This is a genomic window from Yersinia sp. Marseille-Q3913, from assembly GCF_963892745.1.
Taxonomy (GTDB): Bacteria; Pseudomonadota; Gammaproteobacteria; order Enterobacterales; family Enterobacteriaceae; genus Yersinia; species Yersinia bercovieri.
On sequence record NZ_CAWQAF010000010.1, the window covers coordinates 37,344 to 57,717 of the forward strand.

Genomic DNA, 20,374 nt, shown 5'->3' on the forward strand with positions numbered 1-20,374 from the left:
TAAAGAATAGGCTGAAACCATCAGATAATTTATGGGGTGGCTATTATTTGGTGATTTAAAACTGATTTGTTTTTTATTTCCGCCTGCTTTCGAATAAGCATGTCATGTCAAAAAACATTCAACACTTAGTGAATTATTATAAATGCTGTTTCTAGTAAATAACTCATGCAACTTGTTTATTGATTTATTTATCATAAGAGTATCGATTTATAAATTAAATGAATTCTCCTGGTGGAGGTAGTCAAAAACTAATTAATTTAGTTGATTACACTTGCAGCTGATATTTTTCATTGTCAATAAGGATTAAGCCTTATCTATGATTATTTTATTTTCCAGTGTATGGGCGTTAATTGATTTTGTAACACGAGGAATAAAAGATAGTTATTAGAAATCATGGATCTACGATGTGGCGTCTGCTAAAACTATTGGTAATGTCAAGGTGTTAATGCGCCAAGATATCCTCAGTAGTAATTATTAAATGTGGCTTAAAGTTATTAGTTCCTATGCGATAATGATTTATATGTCAATTATTTGAAGTGCAATTCATATTCTCAAACTATCAAATGCTTAATAATGTCTACAGATAATAGCAAGCATCTAAATATGCCTGCTGTTTTTTTGGTAAATTTTGACTCAAAGGACTAGTGAATTATGTTTCTATCTAGAAAGCTAGAAGCCTTTATGGCAGTAGTTGAAAATGGCTCACTGAGTAAGGCTGCAAGGGTGATGAACAGAACCACACCACCTGTGGCAAAATCAATAAAAGATTTTGAATATATAATAGGGAAGAAATTATTTAAACGAGAAAAATTTGGTATGAGTCTAACTAGAGATGGTGAGGTTTTATATAACGATCTAAAAGATTTGTATCAGCAAGAAAAAGAAATTACTAAAAAACACCTGACCGGACATGTCTCCAATGTCATCAATATTTACTACGATTGGGGTAAAAATGAGAGCCTAACAAAATTGTGTAAAGTGGCTGAAAAAAATAACATTCAAGCCAATGTAATTAAATTCTATTATGAAAATATTGATGACATTGGAGATTATGATGGAAACTCACTTATCCTGTCATCAGAAATTATTCCTAGCGATAAGTTTATGTTGCTAAATGAAGTACCAAATAGTGCTTTTGGTATTTATGGCCGCAAAGATGTCATTAATGAAAGCCAGGATGTTTTAAGTGTCCTTCATCATAATATTTGGCTATGTAATCCAGTATTATACAGAAGCAATTTCGTTAAGAATCTTGAAGAAAACGTTAAAAAACAGCATGGTAAGGTAGGTGTTAGACAAGTGGATAATTTGCTCTGTTGCCTGGATTTTATCTACTCCGGTAGGTATATATGCATTACAGATTCAGTTATGGATGATTTTGATGGCAATTCGAAACTGGATTTTATAAGTTTATCGAGTTTTAATCATCAGAGTAAATTATATTTCTATAAGTCACGTTCACATTCAAGTGTATTAAATAGGCTAATTGATTATATCCATACCCTAGTCTAGATATGTCTTTTCTCAATAGCTGTCTCGTTGTCTTCGGCACAACCTTTTTAAAGGTTCTTATCTTTCCTAGTAGTACACTTTTTTACTTGATTGTCTATCCGAAACCTAAGGATTTATATGAGAAATAATGGCGGGCGCTGTATAGCTGCGCTCGGCGCGAACCTTATCGAAGATTCTTACCTTCCCCGGTGAGGCTATTTTTGATCTGTTTTTTTTCTGGGAGTCGAGATATCAGGAAAGATGGTGGTGGGGGAAGGATTCGAACCTTCGAAGTCGATGACGGCAGATTTACAGTCTGCTCCCTTTGGCCGCTCGGGAACCCCACCACTGGCCTAACAACTTAACAAAGCTCTCTTGGTAAGCGGGGCGCATCATATCAAATGAAGCGCCCCTGTAAAGACTTGAAATGAAAAAAATAATTTGTTCGATGCTTTTTTGTCCGCGCCGATGATTATATGGGCAAAAAAGATCGGTTTCTTGTGTGCTTACAGAATAACGGTGCGGTTACCGTAAACAAAAACACGTTGCGCTAAAACACGATACAGGGCGCGGCTAAGAACATTTTTTTCAACATCGCGTCCAGCACGCATCATATCTTCAGCTGTATATGAATGGTCAACATGAATGACATCCTGCATGATGATTGGGCCTTCATCCAAGCTATCGTTGACATAGTGGGCAGTGGCACCAATGATTTTCACACCGCGCTCATATGCTTGATGGTATGGGCGAGCGCCGATAAATGCGGGCAAGAATGAGTGGTGAATATTAATAATCTGGTAAGGGAAGCGTTGAACAAAGGCTGGCGTCAGAACACGCATATATTTAGCTAATACCACATAGTCTGGTTGGTATTGCTCAATTTGCTCAATTAAGCGTTGATCATGTTGATCTCGAGTCAAACCTTCATGACTTATCAGGTGGAAAGGAATATCAAAGCGCTCTACCAGAACCTGTAGCGCATCATGGTTGCCGATCACCGCCGCAATTTCGACATCCAGGCCACCATAGGCGCTCTTCATTAATAAGTCGCCGAGGCAATGTGCTTCTTTTGTTACCATAATGACAATCCGACGTCGTCCGGCCGCGTGCAACTCACGGTTAGTGCCTTCAGGTAAGGCATCGTCCAAATCTGCCAGTAGAGTAGTATCGTTAAAAATACCCTCTAGCTCTGTACGCATGAAGAAACGCCCCGTCAAATGATCAACGAATTCGTTATTCTGTACAATATTCAACTGATGTTTATAACAAATATTGGTGATTTTTGCGATTAAGCCTTTGGCGTCAGGGCAAATTGTGCGTAACACTTTCTTCTGTACATTCTGGTGTGGCATAAGGTGGTAAATCCTGTCTTAGCAATACTTGATGTTGTGTAAGTTTAGTTTTTAATGTTGCGAAGCTTATAAAGCAATTTTATTGCGAAAGTCCGCAGCACTTCTTATATTTTTTCCCTGAACCGCAAGGGCATAGATCATTTCTACCCACGGAAGGTCGTACTCCGTCGATATAGTACCAGTGTTCTTTTATTCGAAGGAAGCGAGAACGTTCATGCATCGCGCTTACCTGTGCCTTATATTCATCAGTAAAATGGGCAATAAACTCAACAAAAGCTTCATCATCATGGTTACCCGCCATTTCGGCGATGACGGTTAACCCGCACCATGAAGTTTGGGCAAAGCTTTGAATTATCCCCGCCCGCCAATCTTGTGCGCCGCAATCTGGATGCCAGGTTTTAATCAGGTAATCAACATCCTTTTTGACATAGGCACTATAACGGGAGCGCATCAATATTGCTGGCTTAGCCACAATCTGAGTACCCAGGATATAAGGTTCACAGCATTTTTGATATTCAATGGTACTACCGCACGGACACTGTTCTGACAAAATTTCTCCGAAACAAATAATCATGCCACGATATCTGCTGAATATCGATCAGCAACAGATAGGGGCGGCAAAAGCTGAGTAGATATCAGGCCATCTTACCTAATCACGAGTTGAGGTTCAAAGTTGATCATTTAGTGAAGGTATTTGATGATATGAAGTTTTGTGATTCATCTCACAAAAATAGTTGACCGGCGTTTCACTATGGCGTAACTTAACAACTGTGATGTGTGTCACATAAAAATAATGATATTTACAGGAGCAACCCATGAAATTGATCAATAAAGTTATCGCAATGTTTGAAAAAATGAGTGTTTCATTTGGTACTATCAACGGATAATAGTTTTATTAATATTTTGTAACGCATCATAATGTTCTGGGGTGGTTTCTATATAGAGTCAAAGACGCTATAGCCATCAAGGACTAACAGTGAAATTCGATAAATATGAGACTCTCTATTCATCGAATTTCATATTATTATAGCTACACATAGCTTCTTATTAAGATTAATCTCAGGCATCTATCCTGAATTGTCGCCATTATAATCGCTATTTTGTATCGCTAATTAACACAATCATGACCACCGCAAAATCAGTTAATCTTGACTGAATACTATTTCGTAATCCTATCACCTAGTGACTCATCGCCAAAAACTTCACCATATATATGCTAAGTGGATCATATTGATAGCCACCAAATTTGGATGTAAGTTCAAAACCTAATCGCTGATATAAACTCACTACATCTGGCTGATAGATGCCCGTTTCCAGATAGATGCTTTCTAAGCTCAACATCTTGGATTTATTGATAATAGCTGTCAATAGCAAGTAGGCGATGCCAAGGCCTCGACACTCAGGGATAACAAATACTCGCTTAATTTCAGGGGGGGGAATTATCCGGCAAAAAAAGAGTCGCGCAGCCAACTACCTTACCTTCCAATTTAGCAATATAAGCAAATGTTTTTATCAGACGCATACTCTCAATCGGTTCAGCATGATTGCTTTCAGCCGGGTAGAGTGCCTTTTGGTACGCATCTAATTGAGAAATGAGTGCAATAAGCTCAGTATTAAACAGATCGGTTTGGCATATTTCAACATTCACCGTATATCCTTCGCTCTTTACGCTATATTTTAGTCATGAAATGTAAACTATTTGTAGCAATTTACCAGAACGATAATTATTCACTATAGTTTTCTAAGTCAGGCTATCACTCAGATTGAGGAATATACGTTTTCCTTCTGAGTGACAGCTAAACTGTTGCCCACTAATTTAAGCGCTAAGCGATTGTGTTGATGAGATCCCCTTTACCGGGCTTGTTCAGTTGATAAATAAAGTGCCAAACCGATTAAAATGGATGAAATAAAATGAGAGAAATCAAGGTTGGACTGGCACTAGGAGCTGGCGCTGCAAAAGGGTGGGCACATATCGGCGTTATAAACGTGCTGAAAGAGATGGGCGTAAAAGTTGATGTTGTCGCTGGTTGTTCGGTTGGCTCGCTAGTTGGCGCAGCTTATGCCAGCGATCACTTGAATGAGATGGAACGCTGGGTTCGTTCATTTAAATACTGGGATGTGATCCGCTTAATGGATTTGTCCTGGCGCCGTGGCGGATTGTTGCGCGGAGAGCGGGTTTTTAATGCGGTAAATAACATAATAGCAGTGCAGGAGATAGCCGAGTGTCAGTTGCCTTTTGGTTCGGTGGTCACAAATTTAACGACAGGCCGCGAGTTATGGTTTACAGAAGGGGATATTAAGCAGGCTATCAGGGCGTCATGTAGTATGCCTGGATTATTTTCTCCTGTTTGGTTCGGTGGTTATTGGTTGGTCGATGGTGCTGTCGTTAATCCCGTTCCTGTTTCTCTGGCCAGGGCAATGGGAGCTGATGTGGTTATTGCCGTTGATTTGCAACATGATGCACATCTTGTTCAACAAGATCTGTTTTCTTCGCAAACCTCCCCTGAAAACAAACCGTCTGATATGTCTGAAAATTGGCATCGACGCCTGAAGGAGCGAATAGCCAATATTTCGCTCAGTGCAACAAAGAGAGTTCCCAGCGCCATGGAAATAATGTCTACATCAATACAGGTACTGGAGAATAGGCTGAAGCGTAATCGCATGGCAGGAGATCCTCCTGATGTGTTGATCCAGCCTTATTGCCCACAGATATCCATGCTGGATTTCCATCGTGCAGATGAAGCTATTACTGCCGGAAAATTGGCTACTGAGAAGAAATTTGAGCAACTGCGTCATTTAATAAGGTAGCAACGAAACGACAAACCAGCGTCAGTAAAGTCTGGTAGCGCATGACAGTTTCTGACAAGCACAATCAATCATTTTGAGCCACTATTACGTATAAGGTTAGCAAGAGAAGCAGTGCATGGAAAAACCACTAGTAGGTAAAAATATTTTAGTTGTCGAGGATGAAACGGTCTTTCGTACTGTCATCGCAGAATTCCTTGGCTCACTTGGCGCTACGGTTTATCAAGCGGCAAACGGACTGGAGGCGTTAGAACAGCTTAAAATCGAGTCTCCGGACTTGATACTTTGTGATCTCGCTATGCCCCAAATGGGGGGGATCGAGTTTGTTGAGCGCTTACTAATTCAAGGGGTGAAAATCCCGGTTCTTGTGATATCAGCCACCGATAAAATGACTGATATCGCAAAAGTCTTACGCCTCGGTGTAAAAGACGTCTTATTGAAGCCGATAGTTGATCTGAATCGCTTACGTGAGGCGGTGTTAGCCTGTCTTTATCCTGCGCTATTTACCTCACATGCCATTGAAGAAACAGAACTTATTCAAGATTGGGAAGCACTACGCAAAAATCCTCATGATGCTGCTCAGTTATTAAAACAATTACAACCACCGGCACAGCAGACTATTGCGCATTGTCGAATAAATTATCGGCAATTAACCATGGTTGAACAACCGGGACTTGTACTCGATATCGCCGCATTATCAGATAAAGATTTGGCTTTTTATTGTCTGGATGTCACCCGTGCGGGAGATAACGGTGTTCTGGCGGCACTACTACTGCGAGTACTATTTAACGGGATCTTACAAGAGCATTTGGCACATCAACAACAGCGTTTGCCGCAAATGTCATCTTTACTCAAACAGGTTAATCAACTCTTAAGACGTACCCATCTGGATGGGCAATTTCCCTTGCTTGTCGGCTATTACCATGTGGAGTATCAGAATTTAATTTTGGTCTCGGCGGGTTTACATGCCAACGTTAGCGCGGGGAAAAACCAGGTTCAACTCAGTAATGGGGTGCCATTAGGTACGTTAAAAACTGCGCACTTAAATCAAATTAGTCAGCGTTGTGACGCGTGGCAATGTCAAGTGTGGGGAGGCGGGAGTCGTTTAAGATTGATGCTTTCAGCCGATGAGTAGTTCATCTCTTGTATAAGTAGCACAACAACTAGTTCATATAATTAATGCATTCCTTTCTTTTATTTACCTCATTTTTCCAGCGAATATAAATGGTTCTATAACGGATTTTCGAAATAGGCCTAATTTGTATCAATCAATGAGTATGTGCGAGATGCGCGAAATATCGATTGATATACTTTTCTCCTTACTTATGTCTGAGAATTTTTAATCAGATTTTATTATTCGCTGCAATAAGGTCGTGCCGCCTCAGGCTAACTTAAGGTTAGTTCCTGATAATGGTTGGCTGTAGGTTCCTTATTTTGTTGAAACTGAAGGATTGAACGAATGAAAGTAACGGTTTTTGGTATTGGCTATGTAGGACTCGTCCAGGCCGCAGTACTTGCTGAAGTTGGCCATGATGTTCTCTGCATCGATGTCGATGCAAAAAAGGTTGCTGACCTCCAAAAAGGCCGTATCTCTATTTTTGAACCCGGTCTGGCACCTTTGGTAAAAGAAAATTATGAGGAGGGTAGACTTCGATTTTCAACAGATGCAGAAGCTGGTGTTGCACATGGCTGCATTCAATTTATTGCCGTGGGTACGCCCCCTGATGAGGATGGGGCCGCTGACCTTAAATATGTACTGGAAGTTGCTAGCACCATTGCTAAATATATGGATAGCCCTAAAGTCATCATTGATAAATCTACAGTCCCTGTGGGTACTGCGGATAAGGTGCAACAAAAGGTAAAAGCTGTTCTGCAGCAGCGTGGCCTGGAAATAGCCTTCAATGTGGTTTCAAATCCTGAATTTCTAAAAGAAGGGGCTGCCGTTGCGGACTGCAAACGGCCTGAACGTATCGTTATTGGTATTGATACTAATGATAATGGTGTAATTGATTTAATTAGCGAGTTATACGAGCCATTTAATCGTAATCATGACCGCCTGCTAATTATGGATGTACGCAGCGCAGAACTGACCAAATATGCAGCAAATGGTATGCTGGCGACAAAAATCAGTTTCATGAATGAGATTGCTAATATAGCGGAGCGACTTGGTGCCGATGTCGAAAAAGTGCGGCAAGGCATTGGGTCTGATTCACGCATTGGTTATCATTTCATATATTCGGGTTGTGGCTATGGTGGTTCTTGCTTCCCAAAAGATATCCAGGCATTAATTCGAACAGCAGAAAGTTGCGATTATCAGCCTCAGTTATTGCGGGCTGTGGAGCAAATCAATAACGAACAAAAGTATAAATTAACAGATTTTATTCAGCATCATTTTGATTCACAGCTTGCGGGTAAAACATTTGCTCTTTGGGGGTTGGCATTCAAACCCAATACAGATGATATGCGTGAGGCTCCAAGTCGGGTTTTAATGGAGGCACTATGGCAGGCTGGGGCGATTATTCAAGCTTATGACCCTGAAGCAATGGATGAAGCTCAGCGCATTTATGGTGCAAGAGATGACCTAAAATTAATGGGTACAAAAGAGTCGGCACTGCAGGGGGCTGATGCTTTGATTATTTGCACGGAGTGGCAGAATTTTAGAGCGCCTGATTTTGACGTGATCAAGTCTCGATTAAAACAACCGGTTATTTTTGATGGGCGCAATTTGTACGATCCGGATCGCTTAAATAGCCGAGGGTTTACTTATTATGGGATCGGTCGCGGCGCGTCGATTAATCGCGTGAAATAGGCGTTAAAAGATGATTATGTGTTGGGTACAAAATCAAATGTGTTTCCTTTTTGTACTCAACCCTCATATGGATGAACCCCGATAGCAGTTTGAGTTAAATACTTCTTCATATTGTAAAATTATGAAAAGGCTCAGTTACTTTAGCTATATGAATTATTGTGATGCAATAAATTAACAGAGTATTCTTATGGTGTTACAAACAGAGTAATAACAGAAGGTTATTTATCAACGTGGATATGTTTAGCTCAACTGTGACTTGCCGGTTGTACGTTAATTCATCGAAACTGCAGTAGGGGCTTCAACTATGATTGGTGAGACGCTTGAGACGGATAAAAAAATACCCCCCGTATTATAGGAGGGTATTTTTATCGCAATAGTAAATTAACGAATACTATTACAGCAGGAAATCATCCAATGATTTGCCTTCTTCTTCAATGGCTTTCTTAATCACTGCTGGAGTACGGCCTTGGCCTGTCCAGGTTTTCGTTTCGCCATTTTCGTCTACATACTTATATTTAGCTGGGCGTGCAGCACGCTTTGCTTTAGTAGTAGCTTTAGTTGCACTCATAGTTTGCAGCAGTTCATTTGGATCAATACCGTCAGCAATAAGCATTTCACGGTATTGGCTCAATTTACGTTCGCGTTCTTCATTTTCAGCTTGTACTTGAGAATCTTCTTCGCGGCGTTCGTTAACGACCACTTCAAGTTTCTCCAGCATTTCTTCTAAAGTTTCAAGAGTGCATTCGCGTGCTTGTGCACGTAGAGTACGGATGTTGTTAAGAATCTTTAACGCTTCGCTCATTGTCCTGGTCTCAAATTATAATTGGTGGGGGGGCGTCTGGATAATAATAGAGTGCTATTTTAATTTCTGCAATAGCCAATTTGATTAGCATCCTCGAATTTACGTATTTTATTAGCGAAAAGTTGCTGCTTGCTACTAATAAGCGATGGAGTTTTGTTATTCGCCGTGTTTTTTTAACGTAAAAGTTCATTTTGCTCGCTAATGACCCTACACGAGAACATGATTTTCTCACTAAGTTATAAGTTTGCTTTATATCAATAAAGCAAAAATAGCCTTCTATCCATGTTGGTATGCACAATAACGGAGCACACAGAAAATCAGGATATTGATATAGGCGCCACGAAAGACTCAGTAAGGAAAAAAAGGATGCTGTATTGGATTTGTCAGATTCTGAGAGTATTTGTTATCACTATTTTACGAATTAATCATGGCAGCACATTACTTGTATCATTAATGAACCAATCGTGCGGAATGCATATCCAGCGTAGCTGTTTTCCCCTCTCTATTCTGGTTAATGTTCAAGCAGTATGTTTTTGCTGCATCAATATTGTGAGGTTGGTCATGTAATGTACCTAATAATAGCGAGCAGTTTCAAATGAAGGTGCTATCAATTTCATTAACCCAATCATTACTTAATAGAGAAAACAGTAATATAGAGAGAGGCAGTCCGCGCCACGTAAAGAGTGAATTTATGATAGACTGCCTACACGTTGTCACTATGACTATTTATTATACTACTGGAGTTACGGGCCCATGGCTCAACTTTATTTCTATTACTCTGCGATGAATGCAGGGAAATCCACCGCGCTGTTGCAGTCTTCTTATAACTACCAAGAGCGGGGTATGCGTACCTTAGTGTTTACGGCTGAGATAGATAGCCGCTTTGGTGTTGGGACCGTCAGTTCACGTATTGGTCTATCTTCGCAGGCCCTGCTCTATAATAACGGCACATCACTGTTATCCATTATCACCACTGAGCATCAGGAAAAATCGATTCATTGTATTTTACTTGATGAATGCCAATTCTTGACCAAAGAGCAAGTTCAAGAGTTGTGTCAGGTGGTGGATGAATTGCATATCCCTGTTCTCTGTTACGGCTTGCGCACCGATTTTCTCGGCGAGTTATTTCCCGGTAGCAAATATTTGTTGTCATGGGCTGACAAATTGGTTGAGTTAAAAACGATTTGTCACTGTGGCCGCAAAGCAAACATGGTGTTGCGTCTGGATGAGCAGGGAAGAGCCGTACATGATGGCGAACAGGTCGTTATTGGTGGTAATGAGAGCTATGTCTCCGTCTGCCGACGCCACTATAAAGAAGCAATTAAAGCCGCTTGCCTTTAACATTATCCTTAAGCGCTAATTATTCGCCAAAGGGCGTCTCACAGGATTTTTGTTTTATGTCATGGGGTAACTTGCCTTCTAATGCGTTCATGTCACACCGCCCAATACAGCGCCGTTAAATACGTTGTATTGGGTTAAAACATCGGCTTTACACCCTATCCTTAGTTAGAACATTTGCAGTGATGTTTATCTCGGTATTTTACCCAATATTGCAATCCTGATATTGCAACAGAGATGCAGGCCAATTATTGGGTCACGTCAGTTCCTCTTAAGCACCATCTATTGGCGAATGTGGGTCATATTGTCATGCCTAATTGGCGTGGGTCTAGACAACGTAGCGGCATTGATTATTCACTTATGGCTGAGACTAAAGGGGAAGGGTAAGTCGCCGTGGTGGCCCCTTGGGGATAGAGAATAGGGCGAAGTGTGATGATAAAAAGAAACCCCCAATAGACGATTGCTAGTGGGGGTTATTTCTTTAGTGATTGACCCCATCCGAAAATGGGGTTTGCACATTAAGAGTATTACTTCTTAGCTTTTTTCTCTGCTTTAGGTGCTGGAGCTGCTGTAGCAACCTCTTCACCATCAAGCTCTTCGCTAAATTCGCGGCCGTAGTAAGTATCCATCAGAATCTGTTTCAGCTCAGAGATCAGTGGGTAACGTGGGTTAGCACCGGTACACTGGTCATCAAATGCATCTTCAGACAGTTTGTCTACTTTCGCTAAGAAATCAGCTTCCTGGACGCCAGCTTCACGGATTGAAGCAGGGATACCTAAATCAGCTTTGATCTCATCTAACCAGGCCAGCAGTTTCTGAATTTTCTGTGCAGTACGGTCGCCCGGTGCACTCAGACCCAGATGATCTGCAATTTCAGCATAACGACGACGCGCTTGTGGGCGGTCATACTGGCTGAAAGCAGTCTGTTTGGTTGGGTTGTCATTCGCGTTGTAGCGGATAACGTTAGAGATCAACATGGCGTTTGCCAGGCCGTGTGGGATGTGGAACTCAGAACCCAGTTTATGGGCCATTGAGTGGCAGACACCCAAGAAGGCGTTGGCAAAAGCGATACCGGCAATGGTCGCGGCGTTGTGAACACGTTCACGAGCAACCGGATTTTTTGCCCCTTCATGGTAGCTGGCTGGCAGGAATTCTTTCAGCAGTTTCAGCGCTTGCAGGGCTTGACCGTCAGAATATTCGTTTGCCAATACAGAGACATAAGCTTCCAGCGCATGGGTAACTGCATCCAGACCACCGAAGGCACACAGAGACTTAGGCATATTCATAACCAGGTTGGCATCAACGATTGCCATATCTGGAGTCAATGCATAGTCAGCCAATGGATATTTCTGGCCAGTTGCATCGTCGGTAACTACCGCAAATGGTGTCACTTCTGAACCAGTACCTGATGTGGTTGTGACCGCGATCATTTTCGCTTTCACGCCCATTTTCGGGAACTTGTAAATACGTTTACGGATGTCCATAAAGCGTAATGCCAGCTCTTCGAAGTGGGTTTCAGGGTGTTCGTACATCACCCACATGATTTTTGCGGCATCCATCGGTGAACCACCACCCAGCGCGATAATCACGTCTGGTTTGAAGGAGTTCATCTGCTCTGCACCTTTACGCACGATACTCAGGGTAGGGTCCGCTTCCACTTCGAAGAAGACTTCAGTTTCGATTCCGTGAGATTTCAGTACGCTGGTGATTTGATCGGCGTAACCGTTGTTGAACAGATAGCGGTCAGTCACGATGAAGGCACGTTTTGCACCGTCAGTTGCCACTTCTTCCAACGCGATAGGCAGGGAGCCACGGCGGAAGTAAATAGATTTCGGGAGTTTATGCCACAACATGTTTTCTGCTCGCTTAGCCACAGTTTTCTTGTTGATCAAGTGTTTCGGACCGACGTTTTCAGAGATGGAGTTACCACCCCAAGAACCGCAACCCAGCGTCAGTGATGGCGCTACTTTGAAGTTATACAGGTCGCCGATACCACCATGAGAGGCAGGGGTGTTGATCAGAATTCGGGCGGTCTTCATTTTATCGCCAAAATACTTAACGCGTGCAGGCTGGTTATCCTGGTCTGTGTACAGGCAAGATGTATGGCCGATACCGCCCATTTCTACCAGTTTTTCTGCTTTTTCAACGGCGTCTTCGAAGCTCTTCGCACGATACATTGCCAAAGTAGGTGACAGTTTTTCGTGAGCGAATGGTTCGGATTCATCAACAACTTTAACTTCACCGATGAGAATTTTGGTGTTGCTTGGCACTTTAATGCCAGCCATTTCAGCAATTTTAGTGGCTGGTTGACCCACGATGGCTGCGTTCAGACCGCCATTTTTCAGGATGATATCCTGAACCGCTTTCAGTTCTTTACCTTGTAACAGGTAGCCGCCGTGGGAGGAGAAACGTTCGCGGACCGCGTCATAAACTGAATCAACGACAATGATGGACTGTTCTGACGCACAAATCACACCGTTATCAAAGGTTTTAGACATCAGAATCGATGCAACAACACGTTTGATATCAGCGGTTTCGTCAACAACAACCGGGGTGTTACCGGCACCTACACCGATAGCGGGCTTACCTGAGCTGTAAGCGGCTTTAACCATGCCTGGGCCACCGGTTGCCAGAATCAAGTTAATGTCTGGGTGGTGCATCAGTTGGTTAGATAGCTCAACAGTCGGCGCATCAATCCAACCAATAATATCTGCTGGCGCACCTGCTGCGATAGCGGCTTGAAGCACGATATCAGCAGCTTTATTGGTTGCGTCTTTAGCACGTGGATGTGGAGAGAACACGATACCGTTACGAGTCTTCAGGCTAATCAATGCCTTGAAGATAGCGGTAGAAGTTGGGTTAGTCGTTGGTACGATACCGCAGATTAAGCCGATTGGCTCAGCGATAGTGATAGTACCAAAGGTCTTATCTTCTTCCAGAATGCCACAGGTCTTTTCATCTTTGTAGGCATTGTAAATGTATTCAGAAGCAAAGTGGTTTTTGATCACTTTATCTTCCACAATACCCATGCCTGATTCTTCTACTGCCAGTTTGGCTAAGGGAATACGGGCATCTGCTGCAGCCAAGGCTGCGGCGCGGAAGATTTTATCAACCTGCTCTTGAGTGAAGTTGGCATACTCGCGCTGGGCTTTCTTGACGCGTGCTACTAGCTCGTTAAGTTCAGCGACATTCGTTACAGCCATAATGCTCTCCTGATAATGTTAAACTCTTTTAGTAAATGAGCTGTTGAAGCAACTAGTATAGACAGGCTCTAGCATGCTGTATGAACAAATAGAGATAGTTTTTATATCCTACTTTCTCATTCTTACCGCTAATTTACTGAAAGAGCTTTTTCTTCACTAAGAATAAAGCTAGGGATAAAATGCCACTTTCAACCTTTTACCCTATTTCTCAGTGATGTTCTTCTCTACCACTGCCCAGAGCTTAACTATTCTTAGGTATGTTTTTTGTGATTTAAATCACAAAATCGTCAAGCTGACACCATTCAGCTATTATTTGTTGAGAGTAATTATCATTTGAGATTATAAATTGACACTTAATGACGTTAAAGCATCACTAACACCACAGAAAATTAACAATAATCATCATTTTAAATGGTGGGAACTCTTCATATATAAATGCTGGTTTATTCCATGGATTCCTGTGACTAATTCTATTACATTAGCGCGGATATCTGCTGTGGCGTTGCCCTAAGGGTTATTTCCAGTGGAAAGAACTGCGATCAAGTGTTGGAGTTATGCTGGCTGGCGTCTGCGCATGGCGATATCTTTTACGCTGCCAATTTTCTATGCTTGAGCCGTAAGCGGTGTTGTCTTGGGGCATTAGTTATAATGACCTGTAATCTGTGATCTATTTATCAGCAATTTCGCGGAGTGATGTGTGAGTCAATCACTGTTGGACCTTTCAGGTTACATCAAGTTTTTTGTTGGCTTATTTGCCCTGGTTAACCCGGTAGGTATTTTGCCGGTATTTATCAGTATGACCAGTTATCAGGCGGCGGCCGGGCGGGATAAAACCAACCTGACAGCTAACCTTTCGGTCGCCATTATCTTGTGGATCTCCTTGTTCCTGGGTGATGCCATCCTGAAGATATTTGGTATTTCTATTGACTCATTCCGTATTGCCGGTGGGATTCTGGTTGTCAGCATTGCGATGTCGATGATCAGCGGCAAACTCGGTGAAGATAAGCAGAACAAGCAGGAAAAAACAGAGACGGCGGTTCGCGAAAGTATTGGCGTTGTTCCACTGGCATTGCCATTGATGGCCGGGCCGGGGGCGATCAGCTCAACCATTGTCTGGAGTTCTCGCTACCACAGTTGGCAGAACTTACTGGGGTTAACCGTTGCTGTTGCTTTATTTGCGTTTTGTTGCTGGCTCTTATTCCGTGCTGCACCACTATTGGTGCGATTGTTAGGGCAGACTGGCATTAACGTTATAACCCGTATTATGGGTTTACTGCTGATGGCATTAGGTATCGAATTTATTGTCACAGGAATCAAGGCGCTTTTCCCCGGACTACTTTAATTCTCCATCGCCATTCATAGCATCCCAACTTATGATAGTCGAGAGGCCACCTGGTTATATTACCGGTGGCCTTTTGCCTTTATGTCATCATGATATTCAAATGGTTAAGCAATATTTTGGTGCAAATAATGTATGAAGTTTACGCTATTGCACCCTAATGTTGCAGTAATAGCTGTTCTGCATAAATAATTTAGCTTAAGACCTATTTATTCATCTTTAATAAAAGCCAAATCATCCTTCTGATTAAAATTACCACGCTATTTGTTGTTAAAATGCTCACATCATTCTGTAGGGCTTGTGCTGAATTTAGCTAGATGTTATTAGTGATTACACCCTCATGAGTAGGGGTTTATTCTGGCTACAGTGAAAATGTTAACTTTATGTATCTTTCGCCGGGTTTAGGATTTTTTTTTCGTCATAAAGCTAAAATAAAAACCAATTAAAATGAATAAAATCATAGTATTATAGTTTTTTAAGCATACAAATACAGATAGCTACTATCGTTAGTCATCCAGTAGAAAAGAGAATTGCTTAACATTTCTGTAAAAATTATTGGCGTCAGATTTCGGCATCTGTTAGTTTTCGGTCAACTCTCTGGTGAGAGATTTCTTATTTTTTCAACGAAACTGAACCGTAATTTTGATTTCTGGAATAGTTATTGCTAGTCGTTGTGGGCGGCAGATTAATGCAAACCTTGAGAAAAACATCACAAATCTCGTAAAAGGGCGGTTAGAAATGCAAATAAAGCTTAAGCAACGACCACTGGCTATAATGAGCACTATTCTGAGTTTGTCATTTTCAGCGGTATCAATCGCGGCAGTCGTTCCTGGCAGTGAGACATTAGCGATAGATCAGAGCATTACCATTAATAATGGTACTGAAGTGGCTTCTTTAGATCCGCATAAGGTTGAAGGTAACCCTGAAACTAATATTATTCTGAATCTATTAGAGGGGCTGGTGAGTAATGATGCCAATGGCCATATTATTCCGGCTGTTGCCACTCACTGGGATAATGACGGCTATAAAGTTTGGACTTTCCATCTACGGGATGGCGCAGTTTGGAGTGATGGTACGCCGGTCACGGCACAAGATTTTGTTTATAGCTGGCAACGTTTGGCTGACCCTAAAATAGGCTCGCCTTATGCCAGTTATTTGCAGTATGCCCAAATTGAAAATGTTGACGAGGTGCTAAAAGGCACCAAAAAACCAGATGAATTAGGTGTTAAGGCGCTAGACACTAAAACCTTGCAGGTCACGCTCACCGAGCCGGTCCCCTATTTTATCAGCATGTTGTCGCACACTTCGATGAAACCGATTAAGCGTGAAGCTATTGAAAAATATGGTGATAAATGGACGCTGCCACAGAACTTTGTCGGTAACGGCGCTTTTAAGTTAAAAGAGTGGGTGGTAAACGAACGGATTGCGCTGGAACGCAGCCCGACTTACTGGAATAACAGCGAGACGGTGATTAATAAGGCGACTTTCTTACCGATAACCTCAGAAGTCAGCGATATCAATCGCTACCGCAGCGGTGAGATTGATATAACCAATAGTGCCATTCCGCCTAATCTATTTGCCAAAATGAAAAAAGAGCTGCCATCGCAGGTTCACGTTAGCCCATATCTTTGTACTTTCTATTACGAAATTAATAATAAAAAAGCGCCATTTACTGATGCGCGGGTGAGAACGGCAATTAAATTAACGCTGGATCGCGACATTATCGCGACCAAAATTATGGGGCAAGGGCAGATCCCAGCTTATGGTTTCACCCCAACATTTACTGACGGCGGCAATTTTGCCTTACCGGCGTGGGCAAACTGGCCTCAGGAAAAGCGTAATGCTGAGGCTAAGAAACTGCTCGCTGCAGCGGGTTATAACGCAGAAAATCCATTGAAGTTTAAATTGCTCTACAACACGTCAGATCAAAATAAGCAACAAGCCATTGCCGCAGCATCTATGTGGCAAAAAAATCTGGGTGCGACCGTCACTTTGCAAAACCAAGAGTGGAAAACATCTTTAGAGAGCCGTCACCAAGGTCAGTTTGATGTTGCCAGAGCAACCTGGTGTGGTGACTACAATGAGCCAACCGCCTTTCTGAACATGCTGTTATCAGATAGCAGCAATAATACTTTCTTCTATAAAAGCCCTGAGTTTGACGCGCTATTAGCCAAAGCGCTGGTGGTTCCAGATGTCAAAGCGCGCACGGCGCTATATCAACAGGCTGAAAATTTGCTGGATAAGGATTCTGCCATGGTGCCGGTTTACTATCGTGTCAGTGTCCGCCTTATTCGGCCAACGGTGGGGGGATTTACTGGTAAGGACCCACAAGATTTAACGGATTTAAAAAATCTCTATATCCGTAAATTGCAGTAGTCAGAAATAGAGCAGTAGAAGTCTATAGGCCGATAGGCCAGGTAATAGGGATGTATAGCACAGTATATTTTTCAACCTGATGCTAATACATATAGGGTCTTACATTGCCGGATTCGTTCCCCGGACGATGTAAATTAAAAATACCTTTTAAAGGTGAAGCTTGCCCAGTCACTGGGTGATGCAATAATAAAAATTGGAGTGGATATAAGCATGACCAACATCACGAAGAAAAATCTGCTGGCCGCGGGCATTGCGGCTGCCTTGGGTATGATGGCTGTAGGAAATACGTTTGCAGCTAATGTGCCAGCTGGCGTACAACTGGCGGAGAAACAAGTTTTAGTCCGTAATAATGGTTCTGAACCTCAGTCACTGGATCCACATAAAATTGAAGGTGTACCAGAATCAAATATCTCTCGCGATTTGCTGGAAGGGTTGGTAATTAACGATCCTAACGGCAAGATCCTGCCGGGTGTGGCAGAAAGCTGGGATAATAAAGACTTTAAAGTCTGGACTTTCCATCTTCGTAAAGATGCAAAATGGTCAAATGGTGACCCTGTAACGGCACAGGATTTTGTTTATAGCTGGCAGCGCCTGGCAGACCCTAAAACGGTTTCTCCTTATGCAAGCTATGTTCAATATGCCCATATCGCAAATATCGACGATATTATTACTGGCAAAAAATCACCTGATACTTTGGGTGTAAAAGCGTTGGATGACCATACTCTGGAAGTCACGCTAACTGAGCCAGTTCCTTATCTGGAAAAACTGTTAGCTCACCCATCTATGTCCCCGGTTAATAAAACTGTGGTAGAGAAGTTTGGTGAGAAGTGGACCCAGCCACAGAACTTTGTTGGTAATGGCGCCTATAAGCTGAAAGACTGGGTCGTTAACGAACGTATTGTATTAGAGCGCAGCCCAACTTATTGGGACAACGCGAAAACAGTAATCAATCAAGTGACTTACCTGCCGATCTCTTCTGAAGTGACTGACGTTAACCGCTATCGCAGCGGTGAAATCGACATGACTTATAATAATATGCCGATCGAGTTATTCCAGAAACTGAAAAAAGAGATCCCACAAGAAGTTCATGTTGACCCGTACCTGTGTACCTATTATTACGAAATCAATAACCAAAAAGCACCATTCACCGATGCTCGCGTTCGTGAAGCGCTGAAGCTGGGTATGGATCGCGATATCATCGTGAACAAAGTGAAAAATCAGGGTGATTTACCGGCTTATGGTTTCACCCCACCGTACACCAGTGGTGCCGAACTGACGCCACCAGAGTGGTTTAGCTGGACACAAGAAAAACGTAATGAAGTGGCGAAGAAGTTGCTGGCAGAAGCTGGTTACACTAAAGATAAGCCATTGACATTCAACCTGTTATACAACACCTCTGACCTGCATAAGAAGCTGGCGATTGCTGCGGCATCGATCTGGAAGAAAAATCTGGGTGTTGAGGTTAAATTGGAAAATCAGGAGTGGAAAACCTTCCTTGATACCCGCCATCAAGGGACTTTCGATGTTGCCCGTGCCGGCTGGTGTGCTGACTACAATGAACCCTCTTCATTCCTGAACATGATGCTCTCTGACAGCAGTAATAACACCGTGCATTATAAGAGCCCGGCGTTTGATAAGCTGATACAAGATACGCTGAAAGTTAAATCTGAAAAAGAGCGTGCTGGCTTGTACCAACAAGCTGAGGTATTGCTGGATAAAGATTCTGCTATTGTGCCGCTGTTCTATTACGTGAATGCCCGTTTAGTGAAACCTTATGTCGGTGGTTATACCGGCAAAGATCCACTGGATAATATGCACGTTAAAGATCTTTATATTATCAAGCACTAATATCTTCAGGGCAGCCGCTTAACTTGCGTGCTGCCCTGATTGCTTGATGATATTTGTAGTAAGAGGCTAAAGGTACAGGCAATGTTAAAATTTATTCTACGCCGCTGTCTGGAAGCAATTCCGACACTATTTATTTTGATAACCATCTCATTCTTTATGATGCGTCTCGCCCCTGGTAGTCCATTTACCGGTGAGCGTAATCTTCCACCCGAAGTGATGGCTAATATTGAGGCAAAATATCACCTCAACGACCCCGTTTATAAGCAATATTTCAATTATTTGGGTCAACTGGCACAAGGTGATCTTGGGCCTTCGTTTAAATATAAAGACTACACGGTGAACGAGTTGGTTTCCGCCTCGTTTCCTGTTTCAGCTAAACTCGGATTTGCTGCATTCTTGCTCGCCGTCGTATTGGGTGTTAGCGCTGGCGTTATTGCGGCGTTAAACCAAAATACCAAGTGGGACTATACCGTCATGGGGTTTGCCATGACTGGGGTGGTGATCCCGAGTTTTGTGGTGGCACCGTTATTAGTGCTGGTTTTCGCCATTATATTGAAATGGTTACCGGGCGGTGGTTGGAACGGTGGAGCGCCGAAGTTTATTATTTTACCGATGGTGGCGTTGTCATTGGCCTATATTGCCAGTATCGCGCGTATTACCCGTGGTTCAATGATTGAAGTGCTTCACTCCAACTTTATTCGCACAGCGCGCGCGAAAGGTTTACCGCTGCGCACTATCGTTTTACGCCATGCATTGAAACCGGCATTACTGCCAGTTTTGTCCTATATGGGGCCTGCGTTTGTCGGCATTATTACCGGTTCAATGGTAATTGAAACTATTTTCGGCTTGCCGGGGATAGGTCAGCTGTTCGTTAACGGAGCGTTAAACCGCGATTACTCTCTGGTCTTGAGTTTGACTATTTTGGTCGGCGCTTTAACCATTTTATTCAATGCGATTGTTGATGTGCTCTATGCCGTTATCGATCCTAAAATCCGTTACTAGCACTGG

At 42.5% G+C, this 20,374-nt stretch carries 15 protein-coding genes and 1 tRNA gene; 9 read left to right on the top strand and 7 right to left on the bottom strand.

Annotation, left to right across the window (positions count from 1 at the left end; genetic code table 11):
• Positions 1-651 precede the first annotated feature (651 nt).
• On the top strand, positions 652-1,512 hold the full coding sequence (locus tag AACW11_RS04940; protein WP_212586201.1) for a LysR family transcriptional regulator: 861 nt from the start codon (positions 652-654) through the stop codon (positions 1,510-1,512).
• Between the two features lie 241 nt (positions 1,513-1,753).
• On the opposite strand, the gene AACW11_RS04945 is transcribed toward AACW11_RS04940, so the two are convergent.
• The 5 genes from AACW11_RS04945 to AACW11_RS04965 all read right to left on the bottom strand — a co-directional run bounded on the left by AACW11_RS04945 (position 1,754) and on the right by AACW11_RS04965 (position 4,494).
• A tRNA-Tyr gene (locus AACW11_RS04945) sits at positions 1,754-1,838 on the bottom strand.
• A gap of 159 nt (positions 1,839-1,997) precedes the next feature.
• A complete protein-coding gene (purU, locus tag AACW11_RS04950; RefSeq protein WP_054872084.1) occupies positions 1,998-2,846 on the bottom strand; it encodes a formyltetrahydrofolate deformylase in 849 nt (282 codons plus the stop codon).
• Between the two features lie 79 nt (positions 2,847-2,925).
• Positions 2,926-3,396, bottom strand: a complete 471-nt coding sequence (locus AACW11_RS04955) for a YchJ family protein (protein ID WP_212586234.1) — start codon at positions 3,394-3,396, stop codon at positions 2,926-2,928.
• 629 nt (positions 3,397-4,025) lie between these two features.
• The gene (locus AACW11_RS04960) at positions 4,026-4,316 is read right to left on the bottom strand and encodes a GNAT family N-acetyltransferase (RefSeq protein WP_339379039.1); all 291 of its coding nucleotides are present in this window, start codon (positions 4,314-4,316) and stop codon (positions 4,026-4,028) included.
• Positions 4,273-4,494, bottom strand: a complete 222-nt coding sequence (locus AACW11_RS04965; RefSeq protein ID WP_339379040.1) for a hypothetical protein — start codon at positions 4,492-4,494, stop codon at positions 4,273-4,275. The genes AACW11_RS04960 and AACW11_RS04965 overlap by 44 nt, the downstream gene beginning before the upstream one ends.
• A gap of 263 nt (positions 4,495-4,757) precedes the next feature.
• Here AACW11_RS04965 and rssA point away from each other — a divergent pair, with 263 nt between their 5' ends.
• The 3 genes from rssA (at position 4,758) to AACW11_RS04980 (ending at position 8,460) form a co-directional block, all read left to right on the top strand.
• Positions 4,758-5,654, top strand: a complete 897-nt coding sequence (rssA, locus tag AACW11_RS04970; RefSeq protein ID WP_212586202.1) for a patatin-like phospholipase RssA — start codon at positions 4,758-4,760, stop codon at positions 5,652-5,654.
• A 115-nt stretch (positions 5,655-5,769) separates the two neighbouring features.
• Positions 5,770-6,786: a two-component system response regulator RssB gene (gene rssB / locus AACW11_RS04975; RefSeq protein WP_212586203.1), complete on the top strand. Its 1,017-nt coding sequence runs from the start codon at positions 5,770-5,772 to the stop codon at positions 6,784-6,786.
• A 324-nt stretch (positions 6,787-7,110) separates the two neighbouring features.
• On the top strand, positions 7,111-8,460 hold the full coding sequence (locus AACW11_RS04980; RefSeq protein WP_212586204.1) for a UDP-glucose dehydrogenase family protein: 1,350 nt from the start codon (positions 7,111-7,113) through the stop codon (positions 8,458-8,460).
• Between the two features lie 394 nt (positions 8,461-8,854).
• Here the strand turns inward: AACW11_RS04980 and hns are convergent, their stop codons facing one another.
• A complete protein-coding gene (gene hns / locus AACW11_RS04985; RefSeq protein ID WP_212586205.1) occupies positions 8,855-9,262 on the bottom strand; it encodes a histone-like nucleoid-structuring protein H-NS in 408 nt (135 codons plus the stop codon).
• A 753-nt stretch (positions 9,263-10,015) separates the two neighbouring features.
• Here hns and AACW11_RS04990 point away from each other — a divergent pair.
• Positions 10,016-10,603: a thymidine kinase gene (locus tag AACW11_RS04990; RefSeq protein WP_212586206.1), complete on the top strand. Its 588-nt coding sequence runs from the start codon at positions 10,016-10,018 to the stop codon at positions 10,601-10,603.
• Positions 10,604-11,127: 524 nt separating this feature from the next.
• Here AACW11_RS04990 and adhE read toward each other — a convergent pair.
• Positions 11,128-13,803, bottom strand: a complete 2,676-nt coding sequence (gene adhE, locus AACW11_RS04995; protein WP_212586207.1) for a bifunctional acetaldehyde-CoA/alcohol dehydrogenase — start codon at positions 13,801-13,803, stop codon at positions 11,128-11,130.
• A gap of 697 nt (positions 13,804-14,500) precedes the next feature.
• Here adhE and AACW11_RS05000 point away from each other — a divergent pair.
• The 4 genes from AACW11_RS05000 to oppB all read left to right on the top strand — a co-directional run bounded on the left by AACW11_RS05000 (position 14,501) and on the right by oppB (position 20,368).
• Positions 14,501-15,145, top strand: a complete 645-nt coding sequence (locus AACW11_RS05000; RefSeq protein ID WP_005277523.1) for a YchE family NAAT transporter — start codon at positions 14,501-14,503, stop codon at positions 15,143-15,145.
• A 735-nt stretch (positions 15,146-15,880) separates the two neighbouring features.
• Entirely contained in the window at positions 15,881-17,518 is a 1,638-nt protein-coding gene (locus AACW11_RS05005; RefSeq protein ID WP_212586208.1) for an ABC transporter substrate-binding protein, read from the top strand.
• Positions 17,519-17,728: 210 nt separating this feature from the next.
• On the top strand, positions 17,729-19,366 hold the full coding sequence (gene oppA / locus AACW11_RS05010; RefSeq protein ID WP_212586209.1) for an oligopeptide ABC transporter substrate-binding protein OppA: 1,638 nt from the start codon (positions 17,729-17,731) through the stop codon (positions 19,364-19,366).
• Positions 19,367-19,447: 81 nt separating this feature from the next.
• The gene (oppB, locus tag AACW11_RS05015; RefSeq protein WP_004875191.1) at positions 19,448-20,368 is read left to right on the top strand and encodes an oligopeptide ABC transporter permease OppB; all 921 of its coding nucleotides are present in this window, start codon (positions 19,448-19,450) and stop codon (positions 20,366-20,368) included.
• The last annotated feature ends 6 nt before the right edge of the window (positions 20,369-20,374 follow it).